General features: G+C 36.8%; 18 protein-coding genes, 1 rRNA gene and 1 riboswitch. Of the genes, 15 read left to right on the top strand and 4 right to left on the bottom strand.

All coding sequences use genetic code 11. From position 1 onward, the window contains the following. The first annotated feature begins 90 nt into the window (after window positions 1-90). Window positions 91-199, top strand: a riboswitch (TPP riboswitch). A 114-nt stretch (window positions 200-313) separates the two neighbouring features. From BT1A1_RS09355 to BT1A1_RS09340, 4 genes are read left to right on the top strand one after another with little or no spacing between them, the layout of a single operon-like run. Beyond that, window positions 314-1,318, top strand: coding sequence for an ABC transporter substrate-binding protein (locus BT1A1_RS09355; RefSeq protein WP_034770439.1), 1,005 nt, complete (start codon window positions 314-316; stop codon window positions 1,316-1,318). Between the two features lie 26 nt (window positions 1,319-1,344). Further along, on the top strand, window positions 1,345-1,635 hold the full coding sequence (locus BT1A1_RS09350; RefSeq protein ID WP_034770438.1) for a thiamine-binding protein: 291 nt from the start codon (window positions 1,345-1,347) through the stop codon (window positions 1,633-1,635). Beyond that, window positions 1,635-2,408, top strand: a complete 774-nt coding sequence (locus BT1A1_RS09345) for an ABC transporter permease (RefSeq protein WP_034770436.1) — start codon at window positions 1,635-1,637, stop codon at window positions 2,406-2,408. The genes BT1A1_RS09350 and BT1A1_RS09345 overlap by 1 nt, the downstream gene beginning before the upstream one ends. Then, entirely contained in the window at window positions 2,401-3,135 is a 735-nt protein-coding gene (locus BT1A1_RS09340; protein WP_034770434.1) for an ABC transporter ATP-binding protein, read from the top strand. The genes BT1A1_RS09345 and BT1A1_RS09340 overlap by 8 nt, the downstream gene beginning before the upstream one ends. Before the next feature lie 164 nt (window positions 3,136-3,299). Here the strand turns inward: BT1A1_RS09340 and rlmN are convergent, their stop codons facing one another. Further along, window positions 3,300-4,355, bottom strand: a complete 1,056-nt coding sequence (gene rlmN / locus BT1A1_RS09335) for a dual-specificity RNA methyltransferase RlmN (protein WP_034770433.1) — start codon at window positions 4,353-4,355, stop codon at window positions 3,300-3,302. Between the two features lie 457 nt (window positions 4,356-4,812). On the opposite strand from rlmN, the gene queF reads away from it, so the two are divergent. The 4 genes from queF to BT1A1_RS09315 all read left to right on the top strand — a co-directional run bounded on the left by queF (window position 4,813) and on the right by BT1A1_RS09315 (window position 7,214). Next, a complete protein-coding gene (queF, locus tag BT1A1_RS09330) occupies window positions 4,813-5,301 on the top strand; it encodes a preQ(1) synthase (RefSeq protein WP_034770443.1) in 489 nt (162 codons plus the stop codon). A 92-nt stretch (window positions 5,302-5,393) separates the two neighbouring features. Then, window positions 5,394-6,068: a 7-cyano-7-deazaguanine synthase QueC gene (gene queC / locus BT1A1_RS09325; RefSeq protein WP_034770431.1), complete on the top strand. Its 675-nt coding sequence runs from the start codon at window positions 5,394-5,396 to the stop codon at window positions 6,066-6,068. A gap of 202 nt (window positions 6,069-6,270) precedes the next feature. Continuing rightward, the gene (locus tag BT1A1_RS09320; RefSeq protein WP_034770429.1) at window positions 6,271-6,819 is read left to right on the top strand and encodes a VUT family protein; all 549 of its coding nucleotides are present in this window, start codon (window positions 6,271-6,273) and stop codon (window positions 6,817-6,819) included. A 104-nt stretch (window positions 6,820-6,923) separates the two neighbouring features. Next, complete coding sequence (locus BT1A1_RS09315; RefSeq protein WP_034770428.1) at window positions 6,924-7,214, top strand: hypothetical protein; 291 nt, start codon at window positions 6,924-6,926, stop codon at window positions 7,212-7,214. Window positions 7,215-7,335: 121 nt separating this feature from the next. Here the strand turns inward: BT1A1_RS09315 and BT1A1_RS09310 are convergent, their stop codons facing one another. Continuing rightward, entirely contained in the window at window positions 7,336-7,863 is a 528-nt protein-coding gene (locus BT1A1_RS09310; protein ID WP_034770426.1) for a gamma carbonic anhydrase family protein, read from the bottom strand. A gap of 525 nt (window positions 7,864-8,388) precedes the next feature. Here BT1A1_RS09310 and BT1A1_RS09305 point away from each other — a divergent pair. Genes BT1A1_RS09305 through speB form a run of 4 tightly spaced genes read left to right on the top strand, consistent with a single transcriptional unit; the run spans window position 8,389 to window position 11,945 of the window. Continuing rightward, the gene (locus BT1A1_RS09305; protein WP_034770425.1) at window positions 8,389-8,733 is read left to right on the top strand and encodes an S-adenosylmethionine synthetase N-terminal domain-containing protein; all 345 of its coding nucleotides are present in this window, start codon (window positions 8,389-8,391) and stop codon (window positions 8,731-8,733) included. After that, on the top strand, window positions 8,730-10,232 hold the full coding sequence (locus BT1A1_RS09300) for an aminotransferase class I/II-fold pyridoxal phosphate-dependent enzyme (protein ID WP_231553326.1): 1,503 nt from the start codon (window positions 8,730-8,732) through the stop codon (window positions 10,230-10,232). Before BT1A1_RS09305 ends, BT1A1_RS09300 begins: the two co-directional genes overlap by 4 nt. Window positions 10,233-10,240: 8 nt before the next feature. Then, window positions 10,241-11,095, top strand: a complete 855-nt coding sequence (gene speE / locus BT1A1_RS09295) for a polyamine aminopropyltransferase (RefSeq protein WP_034770423.1) — start codon at window positions 10,241-10,243, stop codon at window positions 11,093-11,095. Beyond that, window positions 11,085-11,945 carry an agmatinase gene (speB, locus tag BT1A1_RS09290; RefSeq protein ID WP_034770421.1) on the top strand — a complete coding sequence of 287 codons (861 nt, stop codon included), beginning with the start codon at window positions 11,085-11,087 and terminating at the stop codon, window positions 11,943-11,945. The genes speE and speB overlap by 11 nt, the downstream gene beginning before the upstream one ends. Window positions 11,946-12,356: 411 nt before the next feature. On the opposite strand, the gene BT1A1_RS09285 is transcribed toward speB, so the two are convergent. Then, window positions 12,357-13,211: a YitT family protein gene (locus tag BT1A1_RS09285; RefSeq protein WP_034770419.1), complete on the bottom strand. Its 855-nt coding sequence runs from the start codon at window positions 13,209-13,211 to the stop codon at window positions 12,357-12,359. Between the two features lie 492 nt (window positions 13,212-13,703). On the opposite strand from BT1A1_RS09285, the gene BT1A1_RS09280 reads away from it, so the two are divergent. Continuing rightward, window positions 13,704-14,432: a hypothetical protein gene (locus tag BT1A1_RS09280; RefSeq protein WP_034770418.1), complete on the top strand. Its 729-nt coding sequence runs from the start codon at window positions 13,704-13,706 to the stop codon at window positions 14,430-14,432. Between the two features lie 253 nt (window positions 14,433-14,685). On the opposite strand, the gene BT1A1_RS09275 is transcribed toward BT1A1_RS09280, so the two are convergent. Next, window positions 14,686-15,549, bottom strand: coding sequence for a fructosamine kinase family protein (locus BT1A1_RS09275; RefSeq protein ID WP_034770415.1), 864 nt, complete (start codon window positions 15,547-15,549; stop codon window positions 14,686-14,688). Window positions 15,550-15,693: 144 nt separating this feature from the next. Here BT1A1_RS09275 and BT1A1_RS09270 point away from each other — a divergent pair, with 144 nt between their 5' ends. Further along, complete coding sequence (locus BT1A1_RS09270; RefSeq protein ID WP_034770414.1) at window positions 15,694-16,248, top strand: DJ-1/PfpI family protein; 555 nt, start codon at window positions 15,694-15,696, stop codon at window positions 16,246-16,248. 479 nt (window positions 16,249-16,727) lie between these two features. Further along, window positions 16,728-16,819, top strand: a 16S ribosomal RNA gene (locus BT1A1_RS09265); the annotation flags it as partial.

Here is a 16,819-nt window from a genome sequence, read left to right as displayed (position 1 = left end):
AGTACATCGCAAAAAGCTCTGAAAAAAGTTAGGCTTGAAATGAATGGAAAAATATGTAATAGTATAAATAAGTGAAAACTGAATATGAAAATAAGTTTGTAGGGGAACCGGTGTTGCCGGTTGAGAGTGCGTCCGTAAGATGCTGACCCTTGAACCTGATCTGGTTAATACCAGCGTAGGGAACATACTTTTTTGCGATATGAATGAAATTTCTTACATGAAGTATGTGCCCTAGGATGATTCCTGGGGTTTTTTCATTCTCTCTCCCTCTTCAAACTTGTTTTCAAATCATCATGAAGAAAGGGGAACACGCATGAAAAAAATACTTTTTCTTGCCGTATTTACCATGCTTTTAGCTGCATGCCGGGGAGAAACTGCAAATTCTGGTTCCGGAACTTCGAAAAATGATCAAGATAAGCTAGAAAAAGCAAATATCGTCTTGGATTGGACACCGAATACGAACCATACCGGTTTATACGTGGCACAGGAAAAAGGGTATTTCAAGGAAGAAGGATTGGATGTTGATATCATCATGCCGGGTGATGCGGGGGCAGACAATCTTGTGGCATCCGGACAAGCCGAGTTTGGTATCAGTTACCAGGAAGGGATTACCGAGGCTCGAATCCAAGGAGTGCCAATTGTTTCTGTTGCAGCGATTATCCAACATAATACATCCGGTTTTGCTTCATTAAAAGACAAAAATATAAAAACTCCAAAAGATTTCGAAGGGAAAACTTATGGAGGGTGGGGAGCACCACTTGAAAAAGCGATTATTGAATCGTTAATGAAACAGGATCATGCGGATGTCGGAAAAGTAAACATCATCAATATTGGCGATACCGACTTTTTTACTGCGACAAAACAAAATATTGATTTTACCTGGATTTATTACGGGTGGACAGGCGTGGAAGCTGAATTACGTAACACCCCGATTAACATGGTCTGGTTAACTGACTATAGTGATAAGCTTGATTATTATACGCCCGTTATCTCTACGAATGAGACAATGATTAAAGAAAAGCCGGAGACAATCAGGAAATTTTTACGGGCAGTGACAAAAGGGTATGAGTTTGCTATCGAAAATCCGGAAGAAGCGGCAAATATATTAATCGCTGCCGAGCCCGAACTTGACCCGGATCTCGTCCAAGCTTCCCAAAAGTGGCTCGCTACAAAATACAAAGATGACGCAGCACGTTGGGGAGAGCAAAAATTGGAAGTATGGGAAAACTATTCGCAATGGATGTATGACAATGGTTTACTAGAAAAACAGTTAGATAGTAAAAAGGCGTTTACAAACGAATTTTTACCGGAATCGTAATTTACAAGAAATGGAGGAGAAAACAAATGGCTAATGCATTAGTAAGCATCCAAATCATTCCTAAAACAAAAAACGGTGAGGATACAATTCCTTATATTGACGAGGCCATTAAAGTCATAACGGATTCAGGAGTAAAATATCAAGTTAATCCGCTTGAGACAACAATGGAAGGTGACTTGACGGAACTTATAAAGATTGTTGAAAAAATGAATAAGAAGATGATAGAGCTAAATTGCCCAAGTGTCATTTCGCAAATAAAAGTGTTCTATAATCCTGATGGTGCGTCAATGGACCAGTTGACTGAAAAATATCGGTGATGAAAACAATTTGGCAAAAAGGATGGGGGGCACTTTTTGTTGTCATTCTTTTATTCATCAGTTGGGAGGCAAGTGTCCGTATCTTCCGTGTACCAAATTGGTTGTTGCCATCTCCTTCACAAATTGTGAAAGAGATGGTTGAAGGGTACCATGTGTACGGGGAGCACCTTTTACCTACGTTATCGTTGGCACTTTCCGGATTAATGGTCGGCTGTTTGATTGGAATCATTATCGGGATTGGTTTACATATCGTTCCATTTTTACGGCAAGCGTTTTATCCATTACTGATTATCTCGCAAAACATCCCGGTTATTGTACTGGCACCGCTCCTTGTCATTTGGTTTGGCTTTGGGATGTTACCAAAAATGATTGTGATTACGCTTGTTTGTTTTTTCCCGATTACCGTATCTTTACTGGACGGGTTCCAGCATACCGATCGAGAATTATGGAATTATATGAAAATGGCCGGGGCAACGAGGAAGCAACTGTTTTGGAAATTAGAATGGCCGCAAGCAATCCCTGCCTTGTTTTCCGGATTAAAAATTTCTGCAACGTATAGTGTAATGGGGGCCGTCATATCGGAATGGCTTGGAGCAGAAAGAGGCATTGGTGTTTATATGACATTGGCATCATCTTCATTCCGGACCGATCGTGTTTTTGTTGCCATATTATTCGTTGTTACGTTTAGTCTGTTATTGTTTGCCTTCATCGTATTTCTGGAAAAATTGGTCATCAAGTGGGATCCGGAGAAGGAAGGGTTGATTGATGAGTGAATTGGTTATTGACCGTATATACAAGTCATTTGGCGCTGATCAAGTTTTACATGATGTATCCTTTGCTGCTCATGACGGGGAATTCATATCGATATTAGGACCTTCAGGCAGCGGAAAAAGTACATTGTTCAAGGTGATTGGCGGGATCACAAGGCAGGATGCAGGAGAGATTTATATCAACGGGGAAAGAATAACCGGAAAAAGCGGCTATATCAGTTATATGCCGCAATCAGCCGCTCTAATGCCATGGCGGACAGTTCTTGACAATGTTTTGCTCGGTCAAGAGATTGCCGGTAAACGAGATCCGGCTAAAGCGGTGAAAATGCTAGAGCGGGCAGGATTGATAGGGTATGAAAAACGTTTCCCTCATCAATTGTCTGGTGGGATGAAACAACGTGTTTCCTTCATCCGCAGTTTGCTAAGTCCGCAAACGTTAATTTGCTTAGATGAGCCGTTTTCTGCCTTGGACGAATTTACCCGGTTTGATATGCAAAAATGGTTGTTATCGATATGGCAAGAATATTCTAAGACGATTCTATTTGTCACGCATAATATCGAGGAAGCTTTATTTTTATCTGATCGGCTCATCATTTTGTCGGCAAAACCGGCCGAAATAAAAAGAGATTGGCAAATCCCTTTCGAACGGCCCCGTACAGAACAATTATTATACACAAACGAATTTTTACAATGGAAAAAGATGGTTTATGAAGAAATTAAACAAGGATAACCAAGATTAAGTGCAAATCAGGAAATTTACTTCCAAAAGTTTATGGAAAAATTAAACAAGGATAACCCTGGATTTGGGTTATCCTTTTCATATCGGTTGAAATATAGGTAAAAGCCCGATTTTAGTTTCATTGTTTCGTTCTTGAGGCTACCCGAATATTTTTCTTAGTTCGCTTTTCTTAATTGTTTGCTGCGTAGTTGTCCGCATGCGGCATCGATATCTGTTCCGTGTTCTTGGCGGACGACGCAGTTGATACCATTTTTCTTCAATGTATCGTAAAACCGCAAGATCGATTCTTTAGAACTTCTTTTATATTGAATATGTTCATTGACCGGGTTATAAGGTATCAAGTTGACGTAAGCAAGATGGCGAATATCTTTTAGCAGTTCAGCCAGTTGTTTAGCTTCTTCCACATGATCATTAACATCATCCAATAAAATATATTCAAAGGTGATACGGCGATTTGTTTTTTCTAAATAATAATTAATGGCCGGGAATAATTTTTCGAGCGGATAAGCCCGATTGATTTTCATAATTTGGGAACGTAACTCGTTATTTGGTGCATGTAACGATATGGCTAAATTCACTTGCAAGTCAAGATCGGCAAATTCATAAATTTTTGGTACAATGCCACTCGTTGAAACCGTAATATGGCGGGCGCCGATCGCAAATGCTTTCGGATGGTTGATAATTTTTAAGAAACGAACAAGGTTATTGAAGTTGTCGAACGGTTCACCAATGCCCATGACAACAACATGACTAACGCGCTCACCCGTTTCATCCAAGAAGCGCTGAACATGCATTATTTGCTCAACAATTTCACCGGAAGTCAAATCACGATTTTTCCGTAAAAGGCCGCTGGCACAGAAGGAACAGCCGATGTTGCAGCCGACTTGTGTAGTCACACAAACAGATAGTCCGTAATGTTGCCTCATCAAAACTGTTTCAATTAAATTACCGTCTTTTAATTGTAATAAAAATTTTACCGTTCCGTCTTGAGAAACTTGTTTGATTTGAACATTTAACGTACTGATTTCAAAATTTGCTTCAAGAAGTTCAATACATTCTTTATTTATATTTTTCATCTCATGAAAAGCAGTTATTCTTTTTTGATACACCCAATCCCAAACTTGTTGGGCCCGGAATTTCTTTTGACCGTGTTCTAACATCCATTCTGTCAATTCCTCTATAGTTAATCCGTAAATGGATTGCTTATTCATTCGTAACCCTCTTTCTACCCAATTGATATCATTAGATAATTGTAACCGAAATATATCTATTTTACCAGTGGGGAAAGATGGATACAATCATTGTTTTTAAGTTGTTATAAAGAATGTACTGGAACTTAACAAATCTATATTGGCCAAATTCCGTTTTGAACGATCGAAAGCGAGACAAATGAAACAAAACCGGAAATAAGTGACCGTTCATTAAGAGTTTTGGTGGCAAATTTCTACTTAAGAAATCAAAAATTTTTTGACCAAAGCAATTGACGCACATTGAAATGAACGGTAAGATAAAAGAGGATTAAATTGAATACCCGTGTCGGACGGGAGAGGTTCATAGCTTAAACCCTCTATAAAAAACTATGGATACCATGTCTGTCCATAAGGCATGGTTTTTTTAGTTTTTGAAAGCTATTACCCTCCTGTAAGCACGGATCATACAGGAGGTTTTATTATGGGAAGAAAAAAAGATGAAGTAAAATCACTTGGAAAAAAGGAAGCAAAATATATTTTTGATTATGCGCCGGAAGTTTTGGAGGCAGTTCAAAATAAACACGCCGGTCGTGATTATTTTGTAAAATTCAATTGTCCGGAATTTACCAGCTTATGTCCAATTACAAACCAACCGGACTTTGCGACGATTTATATTTCTTATATCCCTGATGAGAAATTAGTCGAGAGTAAATCTTTAAAACTATATTTATTCAGTTTTCGCAATCATGGTGATTTTCACGAAGACTGTGTCAACATAATTATGGATGATCTAATTCAGTTGCTTGACCCGAAATATATTGAGGTTTGGGGAAAATTTACGCCAAGGGGTGGTATTTCAATTGACCCGTATTGCAATTATGGTCGTCCGGGTACGAAATATGAAGAAATGGCATATTACCGGTTGATGAATCATGATTTATATCCGGAAAAAGTGGATAATCGGTAGTTATGAGAAGGGTTCGGATATATGAGACGATTTTTTGATAAATATAGGTTTGAGATCTTTTAAAAACTATTTAATAAATGGATGTGTCAGCGATGCTAAAAGATGAAAAAGCTGTTGTTGTATTTAGTGGGGGGCAAGATAGCACCACCTGTCTATTTTGGGCTCTCAATACGTTTCAAAATGTAGAAGCGGTAACCTTTGATTATAATCAGCGTCATAAAAAAGAAATCGAGTGTGCCAAATCTATTGCCGAAGAATTAAAGGTTAAGCACCATATTCTCGATATGAACTTATTAAATCAGCTGTCTCCGAGTGCTTTAACGAGAATGGACATCGACGTAAAAGCCGGAAAGAGTGGGGAGTTGCCATCGTCTTTTGTTCCCGGTAGAAATTTGATTTTCCTGTCAATGGCTGCAATTTTGGCTCAGCAAATCGGTGCGAAACATTTAGTCACCGGTGTTTGTGAAACGGATTTTAGCGGTTACCCGGATTGCCGCGATGTGTTTGTGAAGTCGTTGAATGTAACCATTAATTTGGCCATGGGGCAAGAATTTGTCATCCACACACCATTAATGTGGTTGGATAAAGCTGCCACTTGGAAAATGGCTGATGATTTAAATGTTCTTAAATTAATTAAGGAGAGAACATTAACTTGTTATGAGGGAATAATTGGTGATGGTTGTGGAAAATGTCCGGCTTGTCAATTACGTCGTCAAGGTTATGAAAAATATATGCAGATGAAGGCGAATGTTTCAACGGCTATTTAAAAAGAAAGTTGTTGTGGAAATCACAACTGATTATTCCTAAAACCGGATTTTACGAACTTACATACCATAGAAATTCGTTGGCCTAGAAAGGTTGCAAGTCATCAGCGAAATTCCTGAGAAATTCTCTCTTTCATGCGTTGTAGTTTTTTATTTAGCCAGTTTATGAAAGATTACCAGTAAATAATGAGGAGTTATGATGTTAATGAGAGTCATTTTGTATTTAATGTTTATTGTGTTGGCGAATGTTATTACAGCCAGATTTCAACCGGTTCAAATAGGAATGTTTCATATTCCGTGGGGTACTTTTTTAATTGGAGCTACATTTATTTTCCGTGACTTAGTTCAAAATAAATATGGCAAGGGAAAAACGTATCTGTTAATACTTATTGCCCTGATATTGTCTGCTGTTTCATCTTATCTCTTAGGTGACACCTTATGGATTGTGATGGCTTCAGCTTTATCATTTCTTATCGCCGAGTCGACGGATACCGAAATTTATTCGCGCTTAAAATTACCGATGAGTTGGCGGGTGTTATACAGCGGGCTTGTTGGTGGATTATTCGATTCAGTTGTTTTTATCATAATTGGTTTAAGTCCGCTTGGTGCCGGCTTTATTCCTTGGGAAGCAGTACCGGCAGCGATTATTGGTCAAGTGATTGTAAAAACGATCATGCAAGGCTGTGGGGCAATTTTGCTTTCTCTTATGGTAAAAAATTCCCGTTTCCGAGCATTGATTTTATCCCATTCTTAACGGCGAGTCATAAAATCCACCAGATTTCCATCAAATTTTGAATCCTTTCCATGAATAGATCGTATAATACAAATAATACTGGCAGTGAGAGGAGATTAAATGTTATGGTTTCTACAATATTAAAATTGATTACGGGTGGCTTGGAAGCTTTTTGGGGAATACCGATTTTAGGGGGAGCCATTATTTTTAGTATGGCTTGGGCACCGCTCGGAATCATGTTTGTTTTGCATATCATTACGCTCATATTTTCAATAATGGAAAAAAGATCTTTTCATGGAAGTGTGTTAGGGATTATTACATCCTGTTTAGGTTGGATTCCATTTCTCGGAATGGCCCTTCACATTATTACAGCAATTCTCTTATTAATAGACGGATTTCGATCAAGTTTTAAATAGAAACGACCTATAGGGGCAGTCCCGGAAAGTTTTTTATAAACGGATGCCCCTATTTGAAGTGAATACAAGTACATTTTTATTAATCCCGTTAACAGTACGTATCTTTAGCAACCGTTCTTTCTTATTTATTTTTTAATTGGGAAAGAATATCAATGTACTCCTTCCCTTTTTGTACGTAAACTTCAATTGAACCTTGAATTAACATGAAATCATGATCTGACAATTCACGGACAACTTTTCCGGGAGAGCCGACCACCAGCGAGCGGGGAGGGATTTTTTTTTCGCCGGTTATCAGTGTATTCGCACCGATAATACATTGTTCACCGATTTCAGCATCATCTAAAATAGTAGACCCCATACCTACAATTGTGTTTCTTCCAATCTTACAGCCATGTAAAATTACATTATGTCCTACTGTTACACCGTCTTTAATGATGGTCGGATGATCTTCATAAAGATGGATGGTTACATTATCTTGAATACTGCATTTTTCTCCGATAATGATGGGCCCTTCATCACCGCGTAAAACGGCATTAAACCATACGGAACTTTCCTTTCCTATTGTTACATCACCAATTAAATATGCCCCCGGAGCAATAAAAACACTATCGTGAACATTTGGTGTTTTTCCTTTATAAGGAATTAACATAGTTTTGCCTCCATTATATGAAAGATTTGTATATTACTATTTTATCAATAATTTGATAAATTCCAAGTTCCTATTTAAGGTTTGCACCCAAAAAGGTTATTTGAAAAGAATTTACAAAATATTTAATAAATATATCTATGAGGATAAAAAATATTGTGCCATTCGTATATGATTTATAGAAATGTTTACTTTCTTGGAGTTTATGGTAAACCTATAAACGTGCAAAAAAATTTTATTAAGACATTTCCAAAATAAATTGACATGTCTTTTTAAATCCTTTATTATTATTCCAGCATAAATAAAAGTTTCTCTCTTATTAATAGCCGTTGAGACGAGGGGTCTAAGATACGGTGGCAAACCAGTTTGGTTCACAGAACTAAATATTGGGTGCCCAACCTGAGCACAAAATGAGTACATTTTGTGAGCAATAAGAGGATAAGCAGCTGATATTAATCGAAGCTTTCCTTGCCTTTGGAGAGCTTTTTTTATGCCTAAACAAAAAAATTGTGTTAGGAGTGGTTAATATTGGCAGAGAAATTTTTATTCATATCGGAATCTGCAATAGAAGGATATCAGAATCAAATACCTGATGCAGGGCGGGATTCAACTTTCCTTCAAAAACCGTTTATTAAAGCAGCTTGTGAAGTGTTTTCACCAACAAGTACAACTCATGCGAGCAGGGAAAATATGACAACAGCTGTCCAAAATACTGTACAAATTACCTGCGCTGCATTCATTGATAAAGGATATACAAATGAACTTTGCGGAATCGTAGAGGGAACTTGTAAGGTACATGAGCAAATTTCTAATAGGGCAATGGAGTTCGACAAGGTGCTTACTACACTTAATGATAGTGGTGGCTGCCGATGATGAACAAACTACTGGAATTTGAACAACCGTTGATAAAAGCAGCGCCTAAATTAGATCACAATCAATTGCCCTTATTTCAAACACTAGTTCAATATGCCAGAAGAGATGTTACACCATTTGATGTCCCGGGTCACAAAATGGGGGCACAAATGAATCCGTTACGAATGGTTCTCGGGGATATGACAATGCGGATGGACGTCAACTCAATGAAAGAACTTGATCTGTTAAGCCATCCCCAATCGGTAATCAAAGAAGCCCAGGAATTAGCGGCTGATGCATTTGGAGCCGATCATGCTTATTTTTTAGTTAACGGTACGACAATTGGTATTATTGCCATGATTTTAGCAGCAGTAAAACCGGGTGAAACGCTTCTTGTACCGAGAAATTGTCATAAATCCGTTATGAATGGAATAATTTTGAGCGGGGCAAAACCGATATTTATTCAACCCGAAGTCGACTTGCATTTTGGGATTGCCCACGGTGTGTCTGTTAAAAATGTAAGAAAGGCATTAAATGAAAATCCGGAAACGAAAGCAATCCTTGTCACATATCCAACCTATTTTGGTGCAATGAATGAATTGGTGGAAATTTGTGAACTCGCCCACGAACGGGGTGTAACAGTTCTTGTCGACAGTGCTCATGGTGCTCACTTGGCTTTTATGCCTGATGACTATATCGATCCTCTTACAGCCGGAGCTGATGCAGTTACCGTTAGCATGCATAAAACAGGGGGTTCCTTAACCCAAAGTTCATTACTATTATTAAAAGGGAACCGAATTGCTCCGGAACGTATGCAAAAAATAGTGAATATGTTACAAACAACAAGTGCGAACTATTTGTTAATGAGTTCTTTGGATGTGGCACGAAGAGAGATGGTTCTGTTTGGAAAAAAGCGGTATAGGGAATTAAAACCGATTGTAATGGATGCTGTTCTGTCCATTGAAGCAAATTCGAACTATGAAGTATTAAAAGAAGCCTACGTGGAGAAATATTTCCAACAATCATATGATTGGACAAAACTTGTTATCCGTGTAAATGGAATTGGTTTTACCGGCTTTGATGTCTACACAATTTTAAAAGAAGAATACGGCATTCAAATGGAATTGGCTGAAGGATATGTCATTATGGCTGTGATTAGCTCGTTCGACACGAAAGAATCCATCGACAAACTAGTTTTTGCCTTGAAGGATATTGAGAAAAAGTATGGAAAACATGCAACGATCATTTCTACTCACGTCACAACAAGTGAAGTAAATAAATTAGTTCTTGTTCCGCGCGATGCTTTTTATGCTGAGCAAGAATCTATACCGATTGATCAAGCTGTTGGACGGATAAGTGCGGATACATTGATGATTTATCCGCCGGGTATTCCTCTTGTTATACCGGGAGAATTAATTTCCAACGAGGTGCTCAATCAATATCATTATTACTGTCAAACAATCGGGAGTGTATTAACTGAAGCAAAAGAGGCAAACCATATTAAAGTTGTGAAGGAATGATGTCATAAATGAATTGGTACACGGAATCGTGGAGCGATGAATGCAAATTTTCCATTGCTTACGATGAGAAAATTTATAGTGAAAAAACACCTTTCCAACAAATTGATTTTTATAAGGGTAAGGAGTTTGGCACATTTTTCACTTTAGATGGTTTGATGATGGTAAATGAAAAAGATGAATTCATTTACCACGAGATGATTGTTCACCCCGCATTCGCCACAAACCCAAATATAAAACGAGTTCTAATCATCGGTGGCGGTGATGGCGGTACGGCTCGTGAAGTTTTACGGTACAAATCGGTTGAAGAAGTGGTCATGGTTGAAATTGATGAACGTGTTTTTCGACTGTGTCAAAAGTATTTACCTGTTACTGCCGGCGGGATCGAGGAAGAGCCGCGAATGACCTTGAAATTCGAGGATGGTTTGGCTTATGTGAAAAAAGCACCCGATGCGTCGTTTGATTTAATTCTTGTTGATTCCACTGATCCGATTTCTGTAGGAGAAGGTCTTTTTACAATCGAATTTTATCAAGAATGTTATCGAGTATTAAGAAATGATGGAATCTTAATTAATCAGCATGAGTCACCATATTTTACTGAATATGCAGAAAATATGAAAAGGGCACACAAAAAGATTAAACATATTTTTCCTATTACGCATGTTTATCAGTACCATATGCCGACATATCCTTCCGGTCACTGGTTATTCGGCTTTGCTTCAAAGGTGTACGATCCGTTGCTAGATTTACACGCGGAAGATTGGAAAAAATTTAAGATTCAAACAAAATATTACAATACCGAACTCCACCGCGGGGCGTTTTGTTTGCCGAATTACGTAAGGGAGGCACTAGTAGATGGGGAATAAAAAAATGAATATAAGTACTTTTATCGGTTGTGATAAATCTTATGAAGAAGCAAGCCTTGTTTTGTTCGGGGTACCTTTTGACGGAACAACGAGTTTCCGTCCGGGTACCCGTTTTGCAATGCAGGCAATTCGTACGGATTCATATGGTTTGGAAACTTATTCACCATATTTGGATCGGGATTTGGAGAATATAGCTGTTTTTGACGGTGGGGACTTAGACTTGCCATTTGGAAATACCGAAAAGGTAATGGATATTATTTTTGAATATAGCCGGGGCGTTTTAACTGATGGGAAGAAATTTCTAATGGTAGGGGGAGAACACCTTGTTAGTCTTTCTTCAATTAAAGCAGCATATGAAAAATATTCGGACTTACATTTGATCCATATTGATGCGCATACCGATCTACGTGAACATTATTTAGGTGAAAAACTGTCCCACGCTTCAGTCATTCGCAATTGTCATGGGTTTCTCGGTGACGGTCGGATTTTCCAATTCGGGATTCGCTCCGGTTTAAAAGAAGAATTTGAATGGGCAAAAGAACATACATATTTGGAAAAATTTTCTCTTGAAACATTTGCGGAAAAGATGGACGAATTAGCTAATGTGCCTGTTTATATTACGATTGATCTTGATGTTCTTGATCCGGGCATTTTTCCCGGCACTGGAACACCGGAACCGGGTGGAATTTCATATCGTGATTTATTAGATGCAATTGGGCATATGCAAAAATTGAACCAAATTGTTGCGGCAGACGTGGTTGAGTTATCACCACCATATGACCCTTCAGGCGCATCAACTGCAGTGGCATGTAAAACCGTTCGGGAAATGTTATTGACATTAGGGAAATAAATACGTGGGAGGTTCTTCATTCCTTACTAATGGTTAGTTGAACGGGCTGTTTATCCCACCTTTTTAAATGAAGTATCTTGATATGGGGGCTTGTCTCGCCGTTATGGTGGGAAAAAAGAATGTTAAAGACATAACATGTTGACGTTGGCTAATATGTTATGTCTTTTATTCTGTTTTTGGTTCAGATATTTTTTCGGCTTACTCAAAATGGGCCATCTATGAAAGACGTATTTTTTTACGTTTAAAATGCAAAAATGTCCGGCAAATATACGAATTCGCTTATTGCGGGACATTTTATATTTTTTCGGTGAACTAGAGAGGCTTCAGTAGCATTACCTCGCAAGCGATAATATTTTTTCGCTGACTATGACTCTGCTCTCGCCTAGAGGTTCGACAGTTGCCGAGTTTTCTTTACCAAATCTGATGAAACCGACCAATTACGTTTTGCGTTGAAATAATGCTGACAAATGATTTTGGATCTGCTGATTTCACAATTTGTTTTAATTGATGCATTTCACCTTTCATGATAACACAATACAACACTGTTTTTTCCTTTTGGGTATAGCCACCGCTTGCATTCCACATTGTCGTCCCGCGATGAAGTTCTTTTGTAATCGCCTCGTTCACTTCTTTCCCTTTATCTGTAATAATCAATAATGAGATGCGATCAACGTGGTTTAAGATAATATTATAAGTTTTCATGGATGAATAAAACGATATAATGGTGTACAAGGCAATTTCGCTATTAAAAATAAAGCCGGATAAAATAACAATAATTGTATTAATAATTAAGTTTGACTTTCCGACTGTGATATTACGATATTTTGCAATCACCCGTGATAATATATCAAAACCGCCTTCCGAACCGCCGCGACGGAGAACAAGACCACAACCGACCGCATTTAAAACCCCACCGAAAATAGCAGATAGTAAAGGATCATCCGTCCAAATATGTTTAATCGGGACTATTAATAAGAAAAACGAAACTAAACTTGTTGCTAATATTGTATAGAAGCTAAATTTTTTGCCCAGATAAATATATCCTAAGATCAGTAATGGTATATTTAAAAGGAAATAATAAACACCAACGTTAATAGGAATAAAATGGTTGAGTAATTGGGAAAAACCACTTACCCCTCCGGATAATAACCCTGCCGGTATGGTAAACATATTTAGTGCAAAAGCAGTAATAATTGTTCCAAGAACCATACAAAATAAGTCAATGAAAGTACTTATATTTGTTTTCTTTGTCATTATCGTTTCCATTTGAAATTAAACCTCGTTTTAAAAAATGATGATTTTTAGTCCTCATATATAGTAGCACCTTTACTTTTATTTAGAAAGGTATTTTTTGTGAAAAATATATCATGAATGAAGCAAATTTTTAGGGGTTGAATATAGAATTATCATGTCCTAAAATATATATTGCTTTTCATAAACTAATGATCCTGAAAATAAATAAGCAATAAACTGCCATTCAGAAAAAAATTTAAGTCGGGAAGTGAGGCAGGATTTTTAAAAGGCGCAGGATTTTTAAAAGAACATCGGTGAAATTTATACTAATGTGGCCGCAAAAATTTATATGGTTTTGCTGTGTTGTTCATGCATAATAGGTCCTTGACCAATATTCAGAAAAAATGTAAAATATATACAAAACCCTCTCTTGATTCTCCTTTCTCGTACCTCCAGTTTTCATTTTTCGTTCTGTTAACAATACTCTTCAATAATGAAAATTGTAATAATGAGAGGACTGAAGGAATGAGAACACATAATACAAATGTAGTCGAATTTGCACAAACAGTATCATGTACGAAAAAATTCCGCCATGATTATCCAATTCCGGAACCATTAAAAAAACTGTTATTAATCGATATCTATCATGACTTTACCGGTTTCGTTTTATCACAATATTTATCCGAGGCGCAACCGTTTATTGATGAGTTTTTATCTTTTCATCCAACGCAAAGTAATAAAAAATTTTCATTAGAGCAAAATCTGTTTTGGTGGTATGTACTTTACCAAAATTCTGTGAACGATGAGATGAATGTTATTGATCAATACGTTTTAGAAAATAAAATGAAGTACCGGAAAAAACAAATTATTCCCGCCTGGCTCAATGAGTGGGGGAAGGCAGTACCTAAATTTTATTTAATAAGAAATAAGCATGACCAACAAAAATATATTATAGAGGATATTCTGAATAGAAAAGAAGTAGAGGTTTCTTTAAATAATGAAGATTTTTACTTCCATGAAGGGGCTCTTGTTGCCGGTATATTAATTCCAATCGGTAATTCTGTATATTTTCCCGTTGTTGATTTTTATAATTTTACTTATGAGACATCCGTTGAAATCTTGACCCATATTCTTTTCTATTATAAAAATTATTATGACACGACAACATCGGCCTATCAGTTATTTCTACATTTATTTTCTGCAGCTTTACAAATTGAAAACCAAATAATTGAAAAGACCAATGAGCAAGCATAAAAAATTTGAGATTTCGGGTTACAGTATTAACGGAAAGATTTTTAAAGAAGCGATGCAAATATAACGGGAATGGAAAGAGGCTGTTTGGAAAAAAGTATTTTGGAAAATGTTTTTTTTCTACAATATAATATGGAATTAAAATGTCAACACGTACTGACTTACGCAAAAATGTCTCATCTACAGGAATTCCGATAGAATGAAGATTGTTTTGTTCCATTCATGTAACAACTTTTTTCAACAGCCTCTTTGCCTTTTATCCGACATATCTTGTTACTATATTTTCAATTGATGATAAATATGAAAATCCAAAAAGATTTAAATGAACAAGTAAATAAAATAATTGATATAATGCTTTCCTTTCTTCATAGTTTGGTGATAATGGAAACACTTCTTGATAAGACTCATAAAAATTGGACGGAAAACCACCAAATAATTCTGTAAAAGCAATTTCAAACTCATGATGTCCATAAAAAATGGCCGGATCGATTAAATATGGCTTTCCGTTATATCCCGGGAGCCAATTTCCACCCCACAAATCTCCATGTAATAGTGAAGGGATACAATCCTTTGGTAACCATTGATCTAAATGTGTAAGAAGTTTATCTAATTTTTTCTGTGTTGATGTCGGTAATAATTCCTTTTGTACAGCTAATGTAATTTGCGGCTCTAAACGAAATTCGCGATAATAATCAATCCATGATGAGATGTAGCTGTTTTTTTGAGGAAGAAGCCCGATATAATTGTCTTCTTGAAATCCGAAACCTGGCCCCTTATGTTTATGCATTTCTGCAAGACCTCGTCCTAACCATTCACCTGTTTGTCCAGTTTTTTTGCCGTGAATCCATTCCATCATTAAATAACCATAGCCATCTCTCTCGCCAATACCGTATATTTGTGGAGTTGCTATTGAATTTGTTTTCCTAATCTTTTCAAGTCCAAGTGCTTCTAGCTGAAAAAACTTTTGGGGAGGATGTTTTTTACATTTTATAAAATATGTATGTTTTTGGCTCCGTACATAATATGATTCATTGATATCTCCACCCGGAACACGTCGATATTCAATTATTCGACTTTGGTCACCAATATTTTTCAAAGCTTTTATCAGCAATTTTTGCATTCCACACACCTCTATCATTAACTTACCATGAATTATTACTATTGACAAAAAGTTTACGAAACACCACAAAATTCGACAAAATCTTTTGGACAAGTTAGTTAAAATGGAAGTGTATGGTGAAAATATAAAACGGAGGGGTTAGCTATGAGTAAAAAAGTTTTAATACTGGCAGGAGATGCGGTGGAAGCTTTAGAAGTATATTATCCATATTATAGGTTGCTAGAGGCTGGATATGAAGTAACCATTTCAGCATCTTCTATAAAAAAACTACAAACAGTAGTTCATGATTTCACCGGTTGGGATACATATGAAGAGAAATTAGGTTATTTATTGGAATCAAATGCTCAATTTAAAGATGTTGAACCAAGTGAATTTGATGGTTTGGTAATACCAGGCGGACGTGCTCCTGAGTATATTCGCTTGGATGAACATGTAAAGCAAATTGTGAAACATTTTTTTGAAACAAATAAACCGATAGCAGCTATCTGTCATGCCTCACTCATCTTTGAGGCCATTCCGGATGTTTTAAAAGGGCGAACCTTAACCGCATATATTGCTTGTAAACCAGGAGTTGAAATTGCGGGTGGTAATTATGTTACAGACCGTACAACATATGTTGATGGTAATCTTGTGTCTGCACACGCTTGGCCGGATCTACCGGTTTTTATGCGTGAGTTTATGAAATTGTTGGAAAAGTAATTTTGTAAGTAATTAGTTAGCCCCAATTATTTGAATTGGGGTTTTTGAAACGATACTATTAATGGATATGATAAAATTTTATTTGTGATAGAAACCCAAGTTGTTCATTAATTGTTTCTGCTTTTAATAGTTAATTCTTACTTATAATTTATTATTGATAAAAAGAGTGTTCTCACCGTATTAGTTTGTGATATAGATTATAAATCTAAGCAGATTCCAAATATTACCTGCGATTTTGGGATTGACGAAAGGTATGATGTTTGTTATATTTAGAAAGCCGTTTTTGATTTTCTATAATAGAGATTGATAGATAAAGATGCACAGTCACTCTTAAAAAATTAAAATGAAGGGTTGACAAAAACAACCTAGATAGTTATAATAAAGAGTGTTGCTGTTGGACATTGAACCTTGAAAACTGAACAAGACAAAGCGTTTTAATAAACCATTTAAGTCAGTTTTAATTTTGAGCAATCAACTCTTTTTTGGAGAGTTTGATCCTGGCTCAGGACGAACGCTGGCGGCGTGCCTAATACATGCAAGTCGAGCGAACCGATAAGAAGCTTGCTTTTTG

Origin of the sequence: Caldibacillus thermoamylovorans, assembly GCF_000751775.1 — a bacterium.
In the GTDB taxonomy this organism is placed as follows: domain Bacteria; phylum Bacillota; class Bacilli; order Bacillales; family Caldibacillaceae; genus Caldifermentibacillus; species Caldifermentibacillus hisashii.
Note: the sequence above shows the minus strand (reverse complement) of the source record. Positions and strands in the feature narration are given on the sequence as shown.